This is a genomic window from Collinsella sp. HCP3S3_E11, from assembly GCF_052067375.1.
Taxonomy (GTDB): Bacteria; Actinomycetota; Coriobacteriia; order Coriobacteriales; family Coriobacteriaceae; genus Collinsella.
Genome location: NZ_JBQHQI010000004.1, coordinates 103,641 through 123,137, shown reverse-complemented (window position 1 = coordinate 123,137; position 19,497 = coordinate 103,641). Strand labels below are relative to the sequence as shown.

The following is a 19,497-nucleotide window of genomic DNA, read 5'->3' as shown; positions in this document are numbered from 1 at the left end:
CCATGCTCGCGTTTAACAACGATTATTCCCACGGCGCACACCCGGCGGTGCTGCAGGCGCTCGTCGACACCAATATGGAGCTGCAGCCCGGATACGGTACCGATGCACATACCGAGCGTGCCAAGCAGCTTATCCGCGAGGCCTGTCAGGCCCCCGATGCCGACGTGTTTTTTCTGGTGGGCGGCACGCAGGCCAACGCGACGGTGATCGACATGCTGCTCGCGCCGTACGAGGGCGTCGTTGCTGCCGAGACCGGCCACGTCGCCTGCCACGAGGCGGGCGCCATCGAGTTTGGCGGCCACAAGGTGCTCACCATCCCCGGCTACGAGGGCAAGATGCACGCCGAGGACCTTGAGAACTATATCCAGGTGTTCTACGAAAACGAGAGCTACGAGCACACGGTGTTCCCGGGTGCCGTGTACGTGAGCCTATCGACCGAGTACGGCACGCTGTACTCCAAGGCCGAGCTCGCGGCGATTCACGCAGTGTGCCAGAAGCGCGAGATTCCGCTGTTTGTGGATGGCGCCCGCCTGGCCTATGCGCTGGCGGCCGATGAGTGCGACATTACCCTGCCCGAGCTGGCGCAGCTGTGCGACGTGTTCTACATCGGCGGTACCAAGTGCGGCGCGCTCTGCGGAGAGGCTGTGGTGTTCTGCGGTATGCACGCCCCGGCGCATCCCATTCCGCGTATTAAGCAGCATGGCGCGCTGCTTGCCAAAGGCCGCCTGACGGGCGTGCAGTTTGAGGCTCTTTTTACCGATGGCCTGTATTTTGAGATTGGTCGCCAGGCGATCGAGACCGCTCAGGCGCTGCGTCGCGTGCTGCACGAGCGCGGCTACCAGTTCTTTTTGGAGACGCCGACCAACCAGCAGTTTGTGATCCTGCCCAACGAGGACATGGCCCGCATTCGCGAGCATGCCTCGATTGAGTACTGGGAAAAGTACGACGAGACCCACACGGTGGTGCGCTTTTGCACCAGCTGGGCCACGACGCAGGAGGACATCGACGCGTTGGCGGCTGTCCTGTAGCCTGATGTAATGACAAGGGGCTGCCCTGCGCCTGAGCTTGGCGCAGGGCAGCCTTTGTTTTTGAGGGGGAAGGGTTGTATGACCGAAATGTCCGAGCCGACGATTCGCCTGGCGACGCCCGACGATGCGCCGGCGTTGCTTGCCATCTATGAGCCGTATGTGCGCCATACGGCGATTACCTGCGAATACGAGGTTCCGAGCGTTGAGGAGTTCGCCGGGCGTATCGAGCGTACGCTCAAGCGCTACCCGTATTTGGTGATGGAGCTGGACGGGCGTCCGGTAGGCTATGCCTATGTGAGCCCGCTCAACAGCCGCGAGGCATACGACTGGTCGGTCGAGACGTCGATCTACCTGGCGCGCGATGTGCGCCACGGCGGGCTGGGCCGCAAGCTGCACGATGCGCTCAAGCAATGCCTGATTGCGATGGGCATCACCAACATGTGCGCGCTCATCGCCGTGCCGCACGACAAGGACGACGAGTACCTGACGCACAACAGCCAGGATTTCCATGCCCATATGGGATATCGCCTGGTGGGCACCTTCGATCGCTGCGCCCAAAAGTTCGGTCGCTGGTACGACATGTGTTGGATGGAGTTGGTCCTAGCCGAGCGCACGCCCAACCAACCCAAACCAACCTGGTTCCCCGACCTTCCCAAACCTACCATTTAGGGACAGGTTTATTTTGGCAGGTTAGCCGATGGGTTCGATGTATTTGGCGCGGTCGGTGCGTTGGATGCGCTTGGAGACATGGAGCGGTCGGCCGTCGGTGTCGTAGACGTAGTCGGTGATCAGGATCAGCGCCTGTCCGCGCTCAACGTTGAGCAAAAACGCCTCGTTTTGCGAGGCGTAGCACACCTCAAAGGTCTTATGCCCCTGTGCCGGTGCGCGATGGAACTCCTGTCGCAGCGTGGCGTAGAGCGAACCGTTGATATCGCGATCGATGAGCGTCTCGAAGCTTGGCGGCAGGTAGGTGGTCTCCAGGCACAGCGGTGCGTCGTCCAGGTAGCGCAGGCGGACAAGTTTGACGAGCTTGCTGCCCACGGCGGCGTCAAAGAACTTAGCTATGCTGCCGGCCGCCTTGGCAAAGCCCGAGTCCACGGTGCGCGTGGTGGGCTTCATGCCCTGGCCTTCGACCTGCTTGGTATAGCTCGAAAACACCAGGTTGTTCTCGTGGAGCGCGGGCGTGTCGGCCACAAAGGCGCCACGCCCGCGCTCGGTGCGCACCAGGCCCTCATCAACGAGCACCTTAAGGGCGTGGCGTACGGTGCTGCGTGACAGCCCCGATTCGTCCATGAGTTCCATCTCGGACGGCAGCTTGTCTCCGCGCGCATACGTGCCGGCAGCGATGCGATCGCGCAGCGTGCCCGCCAAGCGCTCGTATTGGGTCAGTTTCTTTTTAGATGTGACGCCCATATTGCCAACCTATATCTAACCTGTATGCTTACCTAAGCAAGCATGTATTCAACACAACAATAAAACCGCTGGTATCGAGCTACCGAAAACCTTACCAGCAAAATTTCTAAGACAAATATAGCATACAACTAGTCGACATAACCAAAACATGTATGTAACTTGTATGCCTGTGATGAGCATCAAACGAGAAGAAAGGCTGATGCACGATGACTACTCAGGAACAGGTTAAAGATGTCGTCTCCCAGGTTTTGGCCGACAAGGCAGACAAGGGCGGCATCAAGCGCGTCGTGTGGATTGGCGCCGGCGGATCCAACGGCGGTAACTATCCTGCCCAGTACTTTATGGAGCACGAGGCCACGCAGGTCGTGAGCTCCAGCTACACCAGCAACGAGTTCGTGCACGCCACGCCCGCCTACGTCAACGAGAACACCTTGGCCGTCGTCGTGTCCATGCGCGGCACCAAGGAGACTATCGTCGCCGCCCAGGTCGCCAAGGACCACGGTGCCAGCACCATCGCCATCTATGTTGACGAGTCCGCCCTCACCGAGGTCTGCGACTACAAGATTCAGTACGACAGCCTGGCCGTCGACGAGTCCTGCATGGGCCGCACCAACTCCGCCGTCGTGACCATGATCGCCATGGAGCTCACGCAGCAGACCGAGGGCTATGCCGAGTACGAGACCGCTATGGCCGCCTTCGACTTGGTCGACCCCATCTATCGCAAGGCCGTCGAGTACACCCGTCCGCTTGCCGCCAAGTGGGCCGAGCAGAACGCCGACAAGCCCTGCATCAACGTGATGGCTCAGGGTCCGCTCTTTGGTGCCGCCTACGTCTTTAGCATCTGCAACGTGCAGGAGATGCTGCAAATCGACTCCTGCACCATCAACACCTGCGATTTCTTCCATGGCCCCTTCGAGATCCTGGACAAGCGTACCTCGCTGTTCCAGCTCATCAGCGTCGGCCGCAGCCGCTGCAACGACGAGCGCGGCATCCGCTTCGTCAACCAGTACGGTGGCGAGCGCGTCTATCAGCTCGACGCCAAGGAGCTCGGCCTCAACGACATCAAGGACAGCGTGAGCGAGTACTTCAACCACCTGATCTTCGCGCCGATCCTCAACAACGTCTACATGCGCGCGCTCTCTGCCGTCACCCACAAGGACTATATGACGCGCCGCTACATGTGGAAGCTGGACTACTAGGGGATAGAGCGGCCTAACAGCTCGATGTCCTCATAAGTTGCGGTGGAATAGTTCCTGTTTGGGGGCTTGAAGCCTCTATTTAGGAACTATTTCACCGCAACAGCCAAATGATCCGCTGGGGACGGAGGAAAACGGATCACTGACTCAGACCAGCCCCTCAGTGATCCGTTTTCCTCCGTCCCCAGCGGATCATTTTCCGTTCGGCGATTTGTGGCTTGAAAAATGTATATAACGACTATAACGTAGTATGAAACATATTGGAAACAATACCGAGGAGGCTGCGTTGAAGAAAAGCAATCTGGGCTATGTGCTGGTGCTGATCGCCGCGCTTATGTGGGGCAGCATCGGAATCTTTGTAAACGGCATCTCGGCCATGGGCGTTTTGTCCCAGAGTATGGCTGCCTTTCGCTTGTTGGTCGGAGCGCTTATCTTGGCGCCGGTCCTGATGTTTATGGGCTGCCGCCCGGGTGAGGGGTCTACCGTGGCTCAGGGTCCGCTGGCCCTGTTCAAGGCAAGCCCTAAAGAGCTTGTTCCCTGCGCGCTTGTCGGTATCGTCGGTTTGGCCGCCGCCAACACCTGCTATTACGAGTGCATGGGCGAGGTGGGCATGTCCACGGCCTCGGTGCTGCTCTACACCTCGCCGGTGTTTGGCGTCATGCTCGGCCGCATGCTTTATCGCGAGGACGTGACCCCTAACAAGCTCGTTGCCATTGTCTTTAACATCGTTGGCTGCGTGCTTTCAGTGACCAATGGCGACCTTTCCGGTTTTCATTTTTCGGTTTGGGGCGTCACGTCGGGTGTGATTGCAGGCCTTTGTGGTGCGTCGCTCGCGGTGTTTAGCCGAATAGCAACCAAGACGGTCCACCCGCTGGCTGTCACGTTTTGGGGCTTTGTTTTTGGCGGTGCGGTTATGGCAGCTATCGCGGCTCCGTGGCCGGATGTCGCCGCGGCAATGTCGCCACAGCTGCTGCTGCTGTTCCTTGGCTTTGGACTCATCCCCACAGCCGTGGCTTACATCTTATATATGCAGGGTCTGTCCATGGGGCTCGAGACGTCGAAAGTTCCCGTCGTAATGTCATTCGAGACAGTTGTCACCGTACTGCTGGGCATTGGTGTCTACGCCGAGCCCGCCGGCGCGATCAAGGTCCTGGGCATCGTGCTGGTGCTCGCGTCCATCCTGATCATGAATACCGACTTTTCCAAGCTGCGCAACAGTGTGTTTGTCGGCCATGTCATTGAGAGCATGACCTTTAAGCCCAACGCGTGGTGGACGGAGAAATCGCAGGACATGGATCTGTTTAAGGAACGCACCGGCATCGCGCTGGAGCCCACCGTACAGGAAAGTCCCTGGTACTTCGTGCGATAGGGAATTGCGTGCGGCATCCGACCTGGGGTTATCCAGCCAGTGTCCGCTTATCCAGCCCCAACGTTTCGAGTACGTTAAACCCGTAAACGGTCGATTTTTAACCGCGAACGGTCTTTATACTAATTATCAATATAAGTAGCGTATAAGACGTTATAATGACCATAACGAGAAGGAGGAGGCAAGATGAATCAGATCATTCTCGCATCTCATGGCGGCCTGGCCGCAGGCGCCAAAGACACGCTCGAGATGGTTCTCGGCGACGTGTCGAACGTCCACGTCGTGTCGCTTGCTCGTGACGACAAGGAGCCCATCACCAATAAGGTGGACGCCATGATCGCCACGTTCAACGCGGACGACACCGTCTATGTGCTGACCGATATGCTCGGCAGCTCGGTCAACAACAGCATGGTCGAGCTTTCCAAGAACGGCACGAAGTTCACGGTTGTCAGCGGTTTCAACATCCCGCTGGCGCTCACGCTCGCTATGAGCCCCGCCCCCGTCAAGGGCACCGAGCTCGCGGCCCTCATCAACGAGGCCCGCACTGGTCTGACCAACCCCAACGCACCGGTCGAGGCCGTCGCGGCTCCCGCCAAGAAGGCCAAGGCGTCCCGTCACAGCTCCGGTCCCGCCAAGATCGTCCTCGCACGTCTTGACTACCGTCTGCTGCACGGCCAGGTCGTCTTTACCTGGACCACCAAGGTTCAGGCCGAGCGCATCATCGTCGTCGACAACGCTGCCGCCAACGATGACATCAAGAAGGGCGCTCTTAAGCTGGCCAAGCCCCAGGGCGTGCGCCTGAACGTCTTCACCGTCGAGCGCGCCCTCGCCAAGATGGACAAGCTCAACACCCTTGGCGAGCGCGTCATGTTCGTCTTTGGCAACACTGCCGAGATGCTGCAATTCTGCCAGGGCTACAAGCTCGACGCCATCAACCTGGGCGCCACCGCCAACCACGACGGTGCCGATCAGGTCGGCGGCAAGGACAGCTCCGTCTTCTTCGACGCCACGCAGAAGGCCGACATCAACCAGCTGCTCGACATGGGCATCAAGCTCTATGTCCAGCAGACCCCCACGTATCAGAGCGTCGACATCGACGCCAAGCTGTAGTCAACCAGGCTTTTGCCTGACTGAAAGGAGAAGGGTATGAATACGTTCATCAGTGCGGTGCTCGTCGGCCTCGTCGGCGTGTTCTGCATGTGGGACTCCCGCCTGCTCGGTCGTCTTAACTTCGAGCAGCCCCTCGTTGGCGCTACGCTCGTCGGTCTGCTGCTGGGCGATGTGCCCACCGGCCTTGCCGTCGGTGCCGCCGTCGAGCTCGTGTCCATGGGCCTGGTGCAGGTCGGTGCTGCCGTTCCGCCCGATATGGTCCTGGGCGGCATCGTGGCCGCTGCCTTTGCGTGCCTGACCGATGCTTCCGCCGAGACTGCCATGACGATCGCCATCCCGGTCGCCGTCCTGGGTCAGCTCCTCGGCATCGTGTTCCGTTCCATCATCGCCGCCCTCACCCATGTGGCAGATAGCGCGATCGATAACGGAAAGTTCAAGACTGCCTACCGTATGCACATCTGCGTCGGCACTGGTCTGTACGCCGTCATGTACTTCCTGCCGATCTTCCTCGCCGTCTTTGTTGGCACCGACCTGGTTCAGGCCATCGTCAACATGGTTCCCGAGTGGCTGTCCACTGGTCTTAACGTTTCGACCAAGATCATGACCGCCTACGGCTTGGCCCTGCTGCTCACCATGATGATCAAGAAGGGTATGACTCCGTTCCTGTTCATCGGCTTCCTGCTCGCCGCTTACCTCAACCTGTCCGTCATCGCGGTCGCTCTGATCGGTGTGTGCCTGGCTGTCGTCTTCATGGGCTTCAAGTTCAACGGTTCCCATGTAGCCGCCGGTGTCGATTCCGACTACGATCCGCTCGAAGACGACGAAGACTAAGGAGGAACACACTATGGCAACCGCAACCAAGGACGTGTCCCTGAACAAGAAGGTCAGCCAGTTCTTCTGGCGCTCCTGGGCCATCCAGGCCTCTTGGAACTACGAGCGTCAGATGAACATGGGCTTCCTCTATGGCATGGTTCCCACGCTCGATCGCCTCTATCCGGATGAGTCCGACCCCAAGCAGCTCGCTGCCAAGAAAGAGGCTTACCGCCGTCACATGGCGTTCTACAACTGCACTCCGCAGACGAGCGCTTTCGTCCTGGGCCTCGCCGCCTCCATGGAGGAGGAGTACGCCAAGGATCCCGAGAACTTCGATCCCGATTCGATCAACGCGGTCAAGACCTCCCTCATGGGTCCGCTTTCCGGTATTGGTGACTCCTTCTTCCAGGGCACCATCCGCGTTATCGCCTTTGGTCTGGGCGTTCAGCTGGCTCAGCAGGGCTCCATCATGGGCCCGATCCTGGCCATGCTCATCTCCATCGTGCCCTCCGTGCTGATCACGTGGTTCGCAGCCAAGATGGGCTATCAGGGCGGCCACGAGTACCTGAGCAAGCTTCAGGGCGGCGACCTCATGGAGAAACTCATGTATGTCTGCGGCATCGTGGGTCTTATGTCCGTGGGCGGCATGATCGCTACGCTGATCGGCGCCACCACCCCGATGCAGTTCGCTGACGGCACCGTCGTGATCCAGGACATCCTGGACGGCATGATGCCCCAGATGATTTCCCTTGGCCTCACCGGCCTTATGTACTGGCTCATCAAGAAGAACGTCAACACCGGTTGGCTTCTTGTGATCGCCATCGTGGGCGGCATCGCCCTCTCCGCGGCCGGCATCCTGGCCTAGTCGCGCCCAAGCGTCTAACCGCTTTCCCCGGGGAGCCTGCCTGGCATCCCATACCCCAGGCAGGCTTCCATCCCTAAATGTGTCAAAGGGACAGTCCCTATGTCACATCTTCAATGGGCCGGCGACTCGGTCCAAATCACGGTAATCCTGCGCACGTCCGGCAAAGTGGCGCCGCAAAAATCGAAAGGAATGTGTCAGATGTACGAGATCGACCTTAACCTCCCTAAGCAGATCGTCGCTGACGTCCTGTCCAACCACGAGATCCACAGCGTCGCCTTCGTTGGCTGCGGCGCTTCCATGTCCGACCTTTACCCCGCCAAGTACTTCCTGGCCAACAACACGGACAAGCTGAACGTTCAGATCTTCACCGCAAACGAGTTCAACTACGACACGCCCTCCTGGGTCAACGAGCACACCTTCGTGATCACCTGCTCCCTCGGTGGCTCCACGCCCGAGACCGTCGAGGCCAACAAGACCGCCAAGAAGCACAACTGCCCGGTCGTCTCCCTCACCAACAAGGCCGGCTCCGCTCTGACCGTCGACGCCGACCACGTCATCATCCACGGCTTCCACGCCAACTACGCTGCCAAGTGCGAGAAGCCCGGCTATGCCATCGCTCTTGCTCTCGAGATCCTTCAGCAGACCGAGGGCTATGACCACTACGAGGACATGATCACCGGCCTCACCAACGTCTTCGACCTTTGCGAGAACGCCGCTCAGTCCTGCAAGAAGCTCGCCAAGAAGTTCGCCGAGGACTTCAAGGACGACAAGATGATCTACTTCATGGCTTCCGGTGCCTCCGAGAAGATGGCTTATTCTCACGCCGCCTTCCTGTTCACCGAGATGCAGTGGATCGACGCCGCCGCCTACAACACCGGCGAGTACTTCCACGGCCCGTTCGAGGTTTCCACCGAGGGTAAGCCCTACGTCTTCTTCATGTCCGATGGCGCTACCCGTCCGATGGACGCCCGCGCCCTCACCTTCCTTGAGCGCATGGGCGCCAAGGTCGCTCTGATCGACTCCAAGGACTACGGCCTGGCTGACGCCGTGCCCGCGAGCGTCGTCACCTACTTCAACCCGCTGCTGCACCTCGCCGTTATGCGCGAGTACGGCAACCAGATCGCCGAGGCCCGTCAGCACCCGCTGACCATGCGTCGCTACATGTGGAAGCTTTCCTACTAATCACAAGTAAGTAGACCTTACGGGTTGATTGAGAGGGGATGGGGTTTTCGCCCCGTCCCCTTTTTTGCTTTGGGGGCGTGTTTGTCGCGCCGCAAACCCCAGATAAAACCTACCAAAATAAACCTGTCCCTTTTTGGCAGGTGGGAGGAGATGCGTATGATCAAGGCAGTGCTGTTTGACATGGACGGCGTGCTGGTCGATACCGAGTGGTTCTACAACCGTCGCCGCGTGGCGTTTATGGAAGAGAAGGGGTTCCACTTTGACGAGATCCCCGACCTTTCGGGGTCTAACGAGCCGGCCATTTGGAAGGCGCTGGTGCCCGACGATGTTGAGCTGCGTGAGCGCCTGCGCGTGGAGTACAAGCAGGTCTACAGCCCGCACCACCCCGTTCCGTATGCCGAGCTTCTCAACGAGCAGACGGAGCCGGTGATGCGTGAGCTGCATGAGCGCGGTGTGAAGTGTGCCATCGCGAGCTCGTCCTATCGCGAGCTGATCGACGAGCTGGTGGAGATTGCCGGCATCGCCGACGTGCTGGACTACACCATCAGCGGTCACGAGTGCAGTGCGTTTAAGCCCGACCCCGAGATCTACCAGCGTGCCATGGAGGCGCTGGGGGTGGAGCCTTCCGAGTGCCTGGTTATCGAGGATTCGCCTCTGGGCATCGAGGCTGGCAAGCGCTCTGGCGCCCGCGTCCTGGCGCTGCGTCCGCACGAGGGCGTCAACCTGGACCAGTCTGCCGCCGACGTTGTCATTGACAATCTGTGTGACATCCTACCTGCCATTTAGGGACAGGTTTATTTTGGCAGGTTTTATCTGGGCAAATGCCGAATTCGCCGTGAAGGGATCGCTCTCTTCACGGCGTTTTTCTTTTGAGCGGCCTCACGGTCCTTCTGATGGTTGTCGAGAGAGGGTGAATTGAGGCGCCCCCGCACGCTCCATGCTACAATCGCGGGCATGCCCCACAACTATATCTGCCTTCGAAAGGAGCCTGCGTGGCGGATGCCATCGATCAGCTCACGGACCGAGTGCTCGTACTCGGCCGCCTCACCATCGTCCGCCGTGCCATTACTGCCGTGGCAGTCACGGTCTCTGCCGTTCTCCAGACATTCCTGATCCAGGCGTTCATTTGGCCCGCTGACCTGCTTCCGAGTGGTCTTACCGGCGTCGCGGTCCTGCTCGATCGCGTTACCTCGCTAGGCGGCGTTCACATCGACATTTCGCTCGGTATGCTCGCACTCAACATCCCCGTGGCGCTCCTATGCTGGAGCGGCATTAGCAAGCGCTTTGTCATCTTCTCGATGATGCAGGTCGTGCTCTCGTCGCTGTTCCTCAACGTTTTTCACTTCGCTCCATTTTTGGGCGACAAGATCATGCTCATCATTTTTGGCGGCGTGGTCTCGGGCCTGGGTGCTGCCATCGCGCTTAAGTCCGGCGCATCCACCGGCGGCACCGACTTTATCGCGCTGTGGGTTTCCAACCACACGGGCAAGACCATCTGGGGCGTCATCTTTGGCTTTAACTGCTTTATCCTGGCAATCTTTGGTTTTATGTTTGGCTGGGACAAGGCGGCGTATTCCATTGTGTTGCAGTTTATTTCGACCAAGACCATCGACAGTTTCTATCATCGCTACGATCGTGTGACGCTGCAGATCACGACGCGTAAGGCAGACGAGGTTATGACTGCCTACGTAAACCATTTTCAGCACGGCATTAGCTGCGCCGAGGTCGTCGGCGGATACAGCCGCGAGAAGATGTACCTGCTGCACACCGTTGTCTCGACCTACGAGAGCCAGGACATTATCAGGCTGGTATGCGAGGTTGATCCCGGAGCCGTGATCAACGTGTTCCACACGCTCAACTTTGTGGGCGGTTGGTGGGGCGGTCATGTCGACGAACCCATGCCCACGGCCGTTCCCGATCCCGACAAGCCCGCACGCATGGCCAGCAGGCAGGTGCGCCTCAGCGAACAGGACAGCTTGCAGCAGGACGACGGCAAGTAAGGTATTTGGCATTTTGCCGGCTCTGCTCAATCCTGTCCCTTTTTGGTAGGGAGCGTGTATCGTTTTATCGTTATGAGGTAACATAAAACTAGACGTTATATACGTATTTGTTATCCCGATATTTCGATAAGAGTGATTAGATATGCCTGCACCCAAAAATGCGCCGCTGTACCAGCAGATTTACGACGAAATCAAGGATTCGATCGAGAAGGGTGTTTATGCACCCAAGGAGCGTATCCCGTCCGAGCTTGAGCTTGCCGAGCAGTACGAGGTGAGCCGTATTACGGTGCGCCGCGCCGTAGAGGAGCTGTGTTCCGATGGCTATCTGGTTAAACAGCAAGGCCGTGGCACGTTTGTCTCCACGCCGCACATCAACCGCCAGTTTCATGCCTCGATGCTGCAGACGTTTACCGCGCTGTGTGCCGACAATGGCATGAAGGCCGGCGCGCATGTAATCGATCGCCAGATCGTTCCGGCGCGCCAAAACGAGATGGAGTTCTTTGGCCTGCAGAAGGATGCGCTGCTGCTGCATATCAAGCGCGTGCGTACGGCCGACGGCGAACCCATCTTTGAGGAGAACATCTTTGTGCCCTTTGACGCCTACCGTGAGCTGTTGACGGCCGATCTTGAGGACAAGTCGATTTTTGCCGAGGTCGAGCGTGTTGGTGGAACGCCGGTTGCCTCGGTTGGCTACCGCACGGTCGAGGCCGTTCGCGCCAATGCCGAGCAGGCGGCCGAGCTGGGCATCGCTCCGCACGATCCGCTGCTCAACCTGCGTGCCGGCTTTACCGGTCCCAATGGCGAGCCGGTTTTGCTCGGCAAGCAGTACTACGTGGGTAGTCGCTACGTCATGGTCATATAAGTTACGCGGTTTTACCAAACCGTGTAACGGCTTGACGCTACGCCTTTGGTTCCGCCGTTCTAACGAACGGCGGACCGGTCGACGCTGCAAACGCCCCTAAGCGGCAATCTGACGTTCAATCGTCGGTCGCGTACAAAAGTACGCTTCCCTCCTCTTTCACGTCACCTTGCTCGCTTAGGGGCGTTTTCGCTGACTTATGCTCAACCATCGACGTTTCCGCGCTTGTCAAGAATATCCCCAATGACTACCCACCGTTTTTGGCCTGTGTACGGGTTCAAAGTGGGAGATTATCCACGCTCGTTCCCATCGGATTACATTGCCCGTGGCCGGCAGCCGTGCGGCACCGGTCCGCGTGGCGGCGTATAATCGGCGGCAGATGACTTGGACGTTAGGAAACCATGACCGATAGCATGCAGCAGATGGCGCTCGATACGCTCGGCGCCTATTTTGGCTACACCTCGTTTCGCCCGGGGCAGGACCGCATGGTCGATGCGGTCCTTGCCGGCCGCGATGCGCTGGGCGTTATGCCCACGGGCGCCGGCAAGTCCATTTGCTACCAGGTGCCCGCGCTCATGCTGCCCGGTATCACCTTTGTGGTGAGTCCGCTGCTGTCGCTTATGGAGGATCAGACCCGTGCATTGCTCGCGGCGGGTGCGCGACCCAGCTATCTCAACTCCAGTCTTACTCCGGCCCAGCAAAACACCGTGCTCAAGCGGGCGCGCGAGGGACGCTACCAGCTTATGTACGTGGCGCCCGAGCGTCTGCTCGAGCCGCGCTTTTTAGCTTTTGCGCGGGAGGCCGCCGCCGGCATTGGCGTGCCGCTCGTGGCCATTGACGAGGCCCACTGCGTAAGCCAGTGGGGCCAGGATTTCCGTCCCGCCTACCTGCAGATTCGCGAGTTCATCGATTCCCTGCCGCAGCGTCCCATCGTGGCGGCCTTTACCGCTACGGCGACCGAGCGCGTGCGTGCGGACATTCAGCAGATGCTCGGCCTGCAAAACCCCGCGACGGTGGTGACGGGCTTCGATCGCAAGAACCTCTACTTTGGCTGCGAGGAGATGGGCGACAAGGCCAAGGCCGCGTGGGTGCGCGACTATGTGATCGCACATTCGAGTGAAAGCGGCATCGTGTATTGCTCGACTCGCAAGACCGTCGATGCGCTGGCAAGCGAGCTTGCCGAGGCGCTGGGCTCCAGCGGCATTCGCGTTGGCCGCTACCATGCCGGCATGGGCAACGACGCCCGCCGGCAAAGCCAGCGCGCCTTTATCGACGACGATATCCAGGTAATGGTTGCCACCAACGCCTTTGGCATGGGTATCGACAAGCCCAACGTGCGCTACGTGATTCACAACAACGTGCCCGAGAGCATCGAAGCGTACTACCAGGAGGCGGGCCGCGCCGGCCGCGATGGAGACCCAGCCAGCTGCCATTTGCTGTGGAACGGCAATGATTTTCGCATGCGTCGCTTTTTGATCGATCGCGGCGATGCTGCCGACGAGGCGCTCGATGACGAGCAACGCGCGTGGGCGCTCCAGAATCGATATCGCCTGCTCAGCCAGATGGAGGGCTACTGCAATACCACCGGCTGCCTGCGCGAATACATGCTGCGCTACTTTGGCGACGAGGCTGCGGCCGAGCATACCGCCGCAGCCGGTGCTAGCGGTGCCGCCACGGAGGACGCCGAGGGCTGCGGCAACTGCAGCAACTGCCTCACGCAGTTCGAGGTCGAGGACGTCACCGATATGGCCCGCGCCGCCGTGCGCTATGTGGCTACGCGTCCCATGCGTTTTGGCAAGTCGCTGATCGCCGACGTGCTCCACGGCGGCAACACCGAGCGCATTCGCCAGATGCATCTGGACGAGGACCGCGGCTACGGTGAGCTGTCGAGCGAATCGGTCGGGCGCATCAAGGACATCATAGGCCAGCTGTGCGGCCGCGGTTATTTGGCAACCTCACAGGGACAGTACCCGGTCGTTGGACTGGGCCCGCGTGCCGGCGAGGTCGAGGACGAGGCGTTTGCCTTTACCGTTAAGCGTCGTGCATCCAAGCGCAAGGCCTCGGCCCGCGCCCGCCGTGCGGTGGATCTGCTGCGCGAGGAGGCCGAGCTGGATCAGCGCCCGCGCGTGGGCGACGATGCCGAGCTGTTCGAGCGCTTGCGGGCACTCCGCAAGGAGATTTCGACCGAGCTGGAGATGGCGCCGTACATGGTCTTCTCCGATAAGGCGCTGCGCGGTCTGTGCCGCCTGCGCCCTCAGACGCGCGACGAGCTTATCCGGGTCAACGGCATTGGCGAGAAAAAAGCCGACGCCTTTGGCGAGCAGTTTATGGCGGCGATTGAAGAGTTTGAATCCGAGCATGCACGGGATGGAGCGTAACGATGGTAGCCGATAGCAAGACCGACCGTACTGACGTGTCCGCCGTGCCGCTGTACCAGCAGGTTATGGACGACCTAAAGGGCGAGATTGCGCGCGGCGTGTACGCTGCCGGCTCGCGCATTCCTTCCGAGATGGAGCTCGCGAAGTCCTACGGCGTGGGGCGCATTACCGTGCGTCGCGCCATTGAGGAGTTGTCGCGCGCGGGATATCTCAACCGTCAGCAGGGGAGGGGCACGTTTGTGTGTGCGCCCAAGCTCAAGCGCAAGATTGTCCAGAAAGGCGACGTCCAGAGTTTTACCGAGGCCTGCGCTGCCAACGACATGGCGGCCGGAGCGCGCCTGGTGTCGCGCACGGTGGTTGCGGCGACGCGCGAGGACGCGGCGTTTTTTGGCGTGGAACCCGGCTGCGAGCTCATCGTGGTCGAGCGCGTGCGCACGGCCGATGGCGTGCCCGTCATGCTCGAGAACAACGCCTTTGTGCTGGCCGACCATCCCTATCTGCAGCAGCTTGCCGACGAGGACCTCACCGACAATTCGATTTTTGCGCTCGTTGCCGTGCATTCGGGCCGCGCACCGCTCAAGTCCGATCCCTGTACCGTGGAGATCGCGCTCGCCGATGCTCAGACGGCCCCGCTGTTGGAGGTGCCGGTTGGCGAGCCGCTCTTTTATATGGAGGCGTACTTTACCGATGCGGACGAGCGGCCCTTGCTGCTCGGGCGCCAAAAGATCGTGGGGTCGCGCTACGTGTTCGACATCTAACGTCCATAGATAGAACAATACAGAACAAGTTTGGTGAAATGAATTCACCTGCGACAGCTTGCGTGCTATAAATAGGACAACATAGAACGACCGCAGGTACGAGCTGTCGCCGCTCAAAGCCGCCACACAGGGAGGAATGTCACCGTGAACGCACACGATCTGGTTCAGGAAATTATCGAGCGCAAGGGTAAGATCGAGAATGTCTTTTGGATCGCCTGCGGCGGTTCGATGATTGACCTTATGCCGGCCAATGAGCTGCTCAAGCGCGAGGCAACCACGTTTACCTCGACGGTCTACACGGCGCGCGAGTTTTGCCTTATGGCCCCCAAGAGCCTAGGGCCGAAGTCACTCGTCATCGCCTGTAGCCACAGCGGTAACACGCAAGAGGTCGTCGACGGCTGCGAGATGGCGCTGGCCGCCGGTGCCGAGGTCGTGACTATGACTGACTACGCGGGCTCCAAGATCGATAACGGCAAGTGGACCACCTGGGTTTACCCGTGGGGCAAGGGCGAGTCGCAGGCCGAAGTTCCGCAGGGCATCGGCGCTCTGATCGCCGCCGAGCTGCTCGACCAGCAGGAGGGCTACGAGGCGCTCGCCGACATGTACGCCGGCCTTAAGCAGATGGACACACTGCTGCCCGCTGCCCGCGAGAAGGTCAACGCCGAGCTGGGCGATCGCTTTGCCGAGCTCTGCCAGCAGCACAAGTTCTTCTATATCCTGGGCTCCGGCCCCAACTTTAGCCAGACCTACGCCATGGCCATCTGCTCGCTCATGGAGATGCAGTGGCAGCACTGCTGCTACATCCACTCCGGCGAGTATTTCCACGGTCCCTTCGAGGCTACCGAGCCCGGCGTGTTCTACTTTGTGCAGCTTGGCGCTGGCGAGTGTCGCCCCATGGAGGAGCGCGCACTGGCATTTCTCAACACGCACACCGATACAGTCATGGTGCTCGATGCGCTTGAGTACGGCGTGGGCGAGGTGCCCGCCAGCGTGCGTTCGTACCTGGAGCCGATCTTCTTCTATGCGATGAGCTGTGAGCTGCGCGCCGCCCGCGGCAAGGTATTTGACCACAGCCCCGAGGTTCGCCGCTACATGGGCGTCGAGCGGTACTAGGTAACGGGGAACGCGATTTTTCATGACGGGGCCTTCGCCAAGCGCGGGCCCCGTTTGCGTCACGGCGCCCCTTTCTGTTTGTCGAAAAACGAAGTCAAATACTTTTCCCGAGAAGTGAACGACCTATTTTGGACCCCCGAAGCATCGACATTTTTTGACGCCAAAACAGCAGGAAAATCTTAATGAAACTGCAGGAAATGGTCCCCACAAAGTGCCGATGCTTCGGGGGCTCGTTTTTGCTCGTTCACTTTTCGGGAAAAGTATTAGACCTAAATCTGCAAGCGTGTCGCGTGAGTCAAAAAGCGGGCCGCGCCGGTGGGTTTCCGGCGCGGCCCGCTTTACATTGTGTCCGTATGAGTGAGTTGTCGCATCAACCGGCGGACTACTTGGCGTCGTAGGCCTCGGCGTCCCACCAGTCGAGCTGGGCGATGTTGTCGCGGATGTGCTGACAGCTCTTGTGGAAGCCCTCGCGCTCGTGCTCGGAAAGGTCGAGCGTGTAGACCTCCTCGACGCCCTCGGCGCCGATCACGCACGGCAGGGAGGTAAAGATGCCCTCCTCGCCATATTGGCCGGTCATAAGCGTAGAGGCCGAAAGCACGGCGTGCTCGTTGTGCAGCACGGCGGCGCAGACGCGCGCGGCGGAGTTGGCAACGGCGTACTCGGTGCACTGCTTGCCGGCGTAAGTCACATAACCGCCCTTGCGTGCGAGCTCCTCGACTTCCATGTGGTCGAAGGCGTACTTGTCGGGGTTCTCGGCCTGAAGCTCGTTGAGGCTCTTGCCGGCGATGGTTGCGGCCTTAAAGGCGGCCAGCTGGCTAAAGCCATGCTCGCCGATCATGTAGGCGTCGATGGACTTGGGGCTCACCCCGACCTTCTTGGAGATCTCGGTGCGCAGGCGGGCAGAGTCCAGGCCACAGCCCGAGCCGATGATCTTCTTGGGATCGTAGCCGGTCAGATGCCACAGCTCGGTGCAAACGACGTCGCAGGGGTTGGAGATGCTCACGAAGATGCCGTCGAAGCCGGCATCGACGATGCGCTTGGCAAAGGTGCGGGCGGCGTCGGTGGTAAAGAACAGCTCGCCGTCGCGGTTGCCGGCGGCCAGTGCGACCTTGCCGGCGGCGTTGACGATGACGTCGCAGCAGGCCAGCTCCTCGTAGTGGTCGTAGCAGTTGACGATCTTGGTGTTGTACGGGACAAACGAAAGGGAGTCGCGCAGGTCTTGGACCTCGGACGTCACCTTTGCCTCGTTGATATCGCAGAGGTACAGCTCATCGGCAATGCCCTGCATGAGCAGGCTGTTGGCGACATGTGCTCCTACGTGGCCCTGGCCGACCACACCGATCTTACGCGTCTGGTACATATTCATATCCTTTCGGCCGAGTTTTTCGCATCGAACCATTGTAGCGTCCTGCTGCCACTTTGCTAGGCTAAAGCGCCGTAGATTTTTGGGACATGCCTTAATCTCTACTTTTGGAGTGATTTGGGCCGCTGACGGTGTCTCGGGGCGATGCACTCGCGCGGATGGGGCCGCTCGTTGTACCATAGCTGCAACTGACTCGTAAGGAGCATCCATGCCCATTCGCATCCCCGACGCCCTCCCTGCCGCCGCGCAGCTCGAGAGCGAGAACATCTTTGTCATGACCGAGTACCGCGCGCTGCACCAGGACATCCGTCCGCTGCGCGTGCTCATCCTCAACCTCATGCCCACCAAGATCGCCACCGAGACGCAGATCATGCGCAAGCTCTCCAACACGCCGCTGCAGGTAGAGGTGGACCTGCTACGCACCAAGACGCACGAGGCCACGCACGTGAGTGCCGGCCACCTGGAGACGTTCTACCGTACGTTCGACGACATCCGCGATATCCACTACGACGGCCTGATCATCACGGGCGCGCCGGTGGAGCAGATGCCGTTCGAGGAGGTCGACTACTGGCCCGAGCTCTGCCAGATCATGGATTGGTCCACCACGCACGTGCACTCTACGCTGCATATTTGCTGGGGTGCACAGGCAGGGCTCTACCATCATTACGGTATCCAGAAGTGCGACCTGCCGGCCAAGGCGAGCGGCGTGTTTGAGCATTATCTGGTGAAGCCGCAAAGCCCGCTGGTCCGCGGCTTTGACGACCGCTTCTATGCCGTGCATTCACGCAATACCGATGTGCGCCGCGAGGACGTGGAGGCCGAGCCGCAGCTTGAGGTCGTGGCCGTATCAGACGAGGTGGGCCTGTACATCGTCAAGTCGACCGACAGCCGCCGCTTCTTTGTCTTTGGCCATCCCGAGTACGATACCGACACGCTGCGCCTGGAGTACGAGCGCGACGTGAAGCGCGGGCTCAACCCCCAGGTGCCGGCGCATTACTTCCCAGGTGACGACCCCACCGCCGAGCCGCGCAACGTCTGGCGCAGCCAGGCCCAGCTGCTCTACACCAACTGGCTCAACTACTACGTCTACCAGACCACGCCCTACGACCTGGCCCGCGCCGGCGAGGAGCACTAGGCTACGGCTGCGGTTGCGGTTGTGGCTGCGGCTGCGGCGTGACGAGCGTGGATTTTCGGATGCCCATCTTGCGGGTGCGATACAACGGCAGTTAGGCGCTGATGATGTGGGGTAGCGGCAGGTCGTGGGTGTCGGTGGGAACGTGGTCGACACGCTGCTCGTCAAAGGCGATGCCGATGATTTGGCATGCGGGCGAGAGCGTGGGCAGGTAGCGGTCGTAGCAGCCGCCGCCGTAGCCCAGGCGCGCGCCGGTGTGGTCGAAGGCTACGAGCGGCACGACGATCATATCGAGCGCCTCGGCAGGCACGATAGGAAAACGGCTGCTGTCGACGTCCGTGGCTGCGAAGGCCCGCGTAGGGTAGGCGATAAACGGGGCCTCGGACGCATCGCCGGCAGCAACTGCCCGCATGCACATGCGCTGGCCACAAGCCACGGTGTCAGCTGCCGAGAACATGCACGGATAGGCCACGCGCCAGCCGTGTTTTGCGGCCGCTGCGGCAAACGCGGCAGGATCTGCCTCGGAGCCCATGGCGGCATAGACGGCAACGGTGCGCGGGGCCGCGGGACCCGAGCCGCCCAGTAACTCAACGAGCCGCGCGCATACAGCAGCAGACTTTGCCGCCCGCATATCCAAATCTAGAGCGTCGCGCCGGGCAATTATCGCCCGCCGCAACTCGGCCTTATCCATCCCGGCCCCTCTCTCAAACCTACCAAAAAGGGACAGGTTTATTTTGGTAGGTTTTATCTGGTCAAATGTCGAAACCACCACGCAAACCATCGCAAGGGGAGCAGCTCATGGACACCTTCGTGGGTTTTGACGAAGAGTGGGTGTTCGCGGCGGTGTGTCTCGATCTGTAACAGTAACTCGGCAAAATCGGGCCTAGATGTTACAGATTGAGACAAAGGGCCGGCGTCATC

Annotated in this window: 18 protein-coding genes and 1 pseudogene; 15 read left to right on the top strand and 4 right to left on the bottom strand. The window is 60.1% G+C overall.

The features are described from left to right. Positions 1-2 precede the first annotated feature (2 nt). Together ACTM86_RS04295 and ACTM86_RS04290 are read left to right on the top strand one after the other, a co-directional pair. Complete coding sequence (locus ACTM86_RS04295; RefSeq protein WP_441015574.1) at positions 3-1,028, top strand: threonine aldolase family protein; 1,026 nt, start codon at positions 3-5, stop codon at positions 1,026-1,028. Between the two features lie 78 nt (positions 1,029-1,106). Then, complete coding sequence (locus tag ACTM86_RS04290; RefSeq protein ID WP_441015576.1) at positions 1,107-1,697, top strand: N-acetyltransferase family protein; 591 nt, start codon at positions 1,107-1,109, stop codon at positions 1,695-1,697. A gap of 21 nt (positions 1,698-1,718) precedes the next feature. Here ACTM86_RS04290 and ACTM86_RS04285 read toward each other — a convergent pair whose 3' ends face one another. After that, entirely contained in the window at positions 1,719-2,441 is a 723-nt protein-coding gene (locus tag ACTM86_RS04285; RefSeq protein WP_154518535.1) for a GntR family transcriptional regulator, read from the bottom strand. Between the two features lie 206 nt (positions 2,442-2,647). Between ACTM86_RS04285 and ACTM86_RS04280 the strand changes: the two genes are divergently transcribed. The 9 genes from ACTM86_RS04280 to ACTM86_RS04240 all read left to right on the top strand — a co-directional run bounded on the left by ACTM86_RS04280 (position 2,648) and on the right by ACTM86_RS04240 (position 11,835). Then, complete coding sequence (locus tag ACTM86_RS04280) at positions 2,648-3,640, top strand: SIS domain-containing protein (protein WP_117648180.1); 993 nt, start codon at positions 2,648-2,650, stop codon at positions 3,638-3,640. 283 nt (positions 3,641-3,923) lie between these two features. Next, a complete protein-coding gene (locus ACTM86_RS04275; protein WP_441015578.1) occupies positions 3,924-5,006 on the top strand; it encodes a DMT family transporter in 1,083 nt (360 codons plus the stop codon). A gap of 183 nt (positions 5,007-5,189) precedes the next feature. Beyond that, the gene (locus ACTM86_RS04270; protein WP_154518543.1) at positions 5,190-6,113 is read left to right on the top strand and encodes a PTS mannose/fructose/sorbose transporter subunit IIAB; all 924 of its coding nucleotides are present in this window, start codon (positions 5,190-5,192) and stop codon (positions 6,111-6,113) included. Positions 6,114-6,149: 36 nt separating this feature from the next. After that, complete coding sequence (locus ACTM86_RS04265) at positions 6,150-6,944, top strand: PTS mannose/fructose/sorbose/N-acetylgalactosamine transporter subunit IIC (RefSeq protein WP_427728922.1); 795 nt, start codon at positions 6,150-6,152, stop codon at positions 6,942-6,944. A 13-nt stretch (positions 6,945-6,957) separates the two neighbouring features. After that, on the top strand, positions 6,958-7,791 hold the full coding sequence (locus ACTM86_RS04260; RefSeq protein WP_441015580.1) for a PTS system mannose/fructose/sorbose family transporter subunit IID: 834 nt from the start codon (positions 6,958-6,960) through the stop codon (positions 7,789-7,791). A gap of 198 nt (positions 7,792-7,989) precedes the next feature. Then, the gene (locus ACTM86_RS04255; protein ID WP_229770738.1) at positions 7,990-8,973 is read left to right on the top strand and encodes an SIS domain-containing protein; all 984 of its coding nucleotides are present in this window, start codon (positions 7,990-7,992) and stop codon (positions 8,971-8,973) included. A 156-nt stretch (positions 8,974-9,129) separates the two neighbouring features. Then, positions 9,130-9,759: an HAD family hydrolase gene (locus ACTM86_RS04250; RefSeq protein WP_441015582.1), complete on the top strand. Its 630-nt coding sequence runs from the start codon at positions 9,130-9,132 to the stop codon at positions 9,757-9,759. A gap of 206 nt (positions 9,760-9,965) precedes the next feature. Next, complete coding sequence (locus tag ACTM86_RS04245; protein WP_441015584.1) at positions 9,966-10,973, top strand: YitT family protein; 1,008 nt, start codon at positions 9,966-9,968, stop codon at positions 10,971-10,973. A 142-nt stretch (positions 10,974-11,115) separates the two neighbouring features. After that, positions 11,116-11,835: a GntR family transcriptional regulator gene (locus tag ACTM86_RS04240; protein WP_441015586.1), complete on the top strand. Its 720-nt coding sequence runs from the start codon at positions 11,116-11,118 to the stop codon at positions 11,833-11,835. A 24-nt stretch (positions 11,836-11,859) separates the two neighbouring features. Here the strand turns inward: ACTM86_RS04240 and ACTM86_RS04235 are convergent. Then, a pseudogene (locus ACTM86_RS04235) lies at positions 11,860-11,925 on the bottom strand (hypothetical protein); the annotation flags it as partial. 308 nt (positions 11,926-12,233) lie between these two features. Between ACTM86_RS04235 and ACTM86_RS04230 the strand changes: the two are divergent. From ACTM86_RS04230 to ACTM86_RS04220, 3 genes are all read left to right on the top strand, one after another. Further along, complete coding sequence (locus ACTM86_RS04230; RefSeq protein WP_441015588.1) at positions 12,234-14,210, top strand: RecQ family ATP-dependent DNA helicase; 1,977 nt, start codon at positions 12,234-12,236, stop codon at positions 14,208-14,210. 2 nt (positions 14,211-14,212) lie between these two features. After that, entirely contained in the window at positions 14,213-14,968 is a 756-nt protein-coding gene (locus ACTM86_RS04225) for a GntR family transcriptional regulator (protein ID WP_427747837.1), read from the top strand. Positions 14,969-15,112: 144 nt separating this feature from the next. Next, positions 15,113-16,081 carry an SIS domain-containing protein gene (locus ACTM86_RS04220; protein ID WP_427793944.1) on the top strand — a complete coding sequence of 323 codons (969 nt, stop codon included), beginning with the start codon at positions 15,113-15,115 and terminating at the stop codon, positions 16,079-16,081. Between the two features lie 382 nt (positions 16,082-16,463). Here the strand turns inward: ACTM86_RS04220 and ACTM86_RS04215 are convergent, their stop codons facing one another. Next, positions 16,464-17,441, bottom strand: a complete 978-nt coding sequence (locus ACTM86_RS04215; RefSeq protein ID WP_441015590.1) for an L-lactate dehydrogenase — start codon at positions 17,439-17,441, stop codon at positions 16,464-16,466. Positions 17,442-17,652: 211 nt separating this feature from the next. Between ACTM86_RS04215 and metA the strand changes: the two genes are divergently transcribed. Next, the gene (metA, locus tag ACTM86_RS04210) at positions 17,653-18,579 is read left to right on the top strand and encodes a homoserine O-acetyltransferase MetA (RefSeq protein ID WP_427719472.1); all 927 of its coding nucleotides are present in this window, start codon (positions 17,653-17,655) and stop codon (positions 18,577-18,579) included. A gap of 91 nt (positions 18,580-18,670) precedes the next feature. On the opposite strand, the gene ACTM86_RS04205 is transcribed toward metA, so the two are convergent. Next, entirely contained in the window at positions 18,671-19,267 is a 597-nt protein-coding gene (locus ACTM86_RS04205; protein WP_441015592.1) for a 5-formyltetrahydrofolate cyclo-ligase, read from the bottom strand. Positions 19,268-19,497: the final 230 nt, after the last annotated feature.

Excerpts from the sequence above, each read along its gene's own strand:
- ACTM86_RS04250 (WP_441015582.1), top strand. The coding sequence starts at position 9,130 with ATGATCAAGGCAGTGCTGTTTGACATGGACGGCGTGCTGGTCGATACC.
- ACTM86_RS04225 (WP_427747837.1), top strand. The coding sequence starts at position 14,213 with ATGGTAGCCGATAGCAAGACCGACCGTACTGACGTGTCCGCCGTGCCG.
- ACTM86_RS04205 (WP_441015592.1), bottom strand. The coding sequence starts at position 19,267 with ATGGATAAGGCCGAGTTGCGGCGGGCGATAATTGCCCGGCGCGACGCT.
- ACTM86_RS04295 (WP_441015574.1), top strand. The coding sequence starts at position 3 with ATGCTCGCGTTTAACAACGATTATTCCCACGGCGCACACCCGGCGGTG.
- ACTM86_RS04290 (WP_441015576.1), top strand. The coding sequence starts at position 1,107 with ATGACCGAAATGTCCGAGCCGACGATTCGCCTGGCGACGCCCGACGAT.
- ACTM86_RS04260 (WP_441015580.1), top strand. The coding sequence starts at position 6,958 with ATGGCAACCGCAACCAAGGACGTGTCCCTGAACAAGAAGGTCAGCCAG.
- metA (WP_427719472.1), top strand. The coding sequence starts at position 17,653 with ATGCCCATTCGCATCCCCGACGCCCTCCCTGCCGCCGCGCAGCTCGAG.
- ACTM86_RS04215 (WP_441015590.1), bottom strand. The coding sequence starts at position 17,441 with ATGTACCAGACGCGTAAGATCGGTGTGGTCGGCCAGGGCCACGTAGGA.
- ACTM86_RS04230 (WP_441015588.1), top strand. The coding sequence starts at position 12,234 with ATGACCGATAGCATGCAGCAGATGGCGCTCGATACGCTCGGCGCCTAT.
- ACTM86_RS04265 (WP_427728922.1), top strand. The coding sequence starts at position 6,150 with ATGAATACGTTCATCAGTGCGGTGCTCGTCGGCCTCGTCGGCGTGTTC.
- ACTM86_RS04240 (WP_441015586.1), top strand. The coding sequence starts at position 11,116 with ATGCCTGCACCCAAAAATGCGCCGCTGTACCAGCAGATTTACGACGAA.
- ACTM86_RS04280 (WP_117648180.1), top strand. The coding sequence starts at position 2,648 with ATGACTACTCAGGAACAGGTTAAAGATGTCGTCTCCCAGGTTTTGGCC.
- ACTM86_RS04255 (WP_229770738.1), top strand. The coding sequence starts at position 7,990 with ATGTACGAGATCGACCTTAACCTCCCTAAGCAGATCGTCGCTGACGTC.
- ACTM86_RS04285 (WP_154518535.1), bottom strand. The coding sequence starts at position 2,441 with ATGGGCGTCACATCTAAAAAGAAACTGACCCAATACGAGCGCTTGGCG.
- ACTM86_RS04270 (WP_154518543.1), top strand. The coding sequence starts at position 5,190 with ATGAATCAGATCATTCTCGCATCTCATGGCGGCCTGGCCGCAGGCGCC.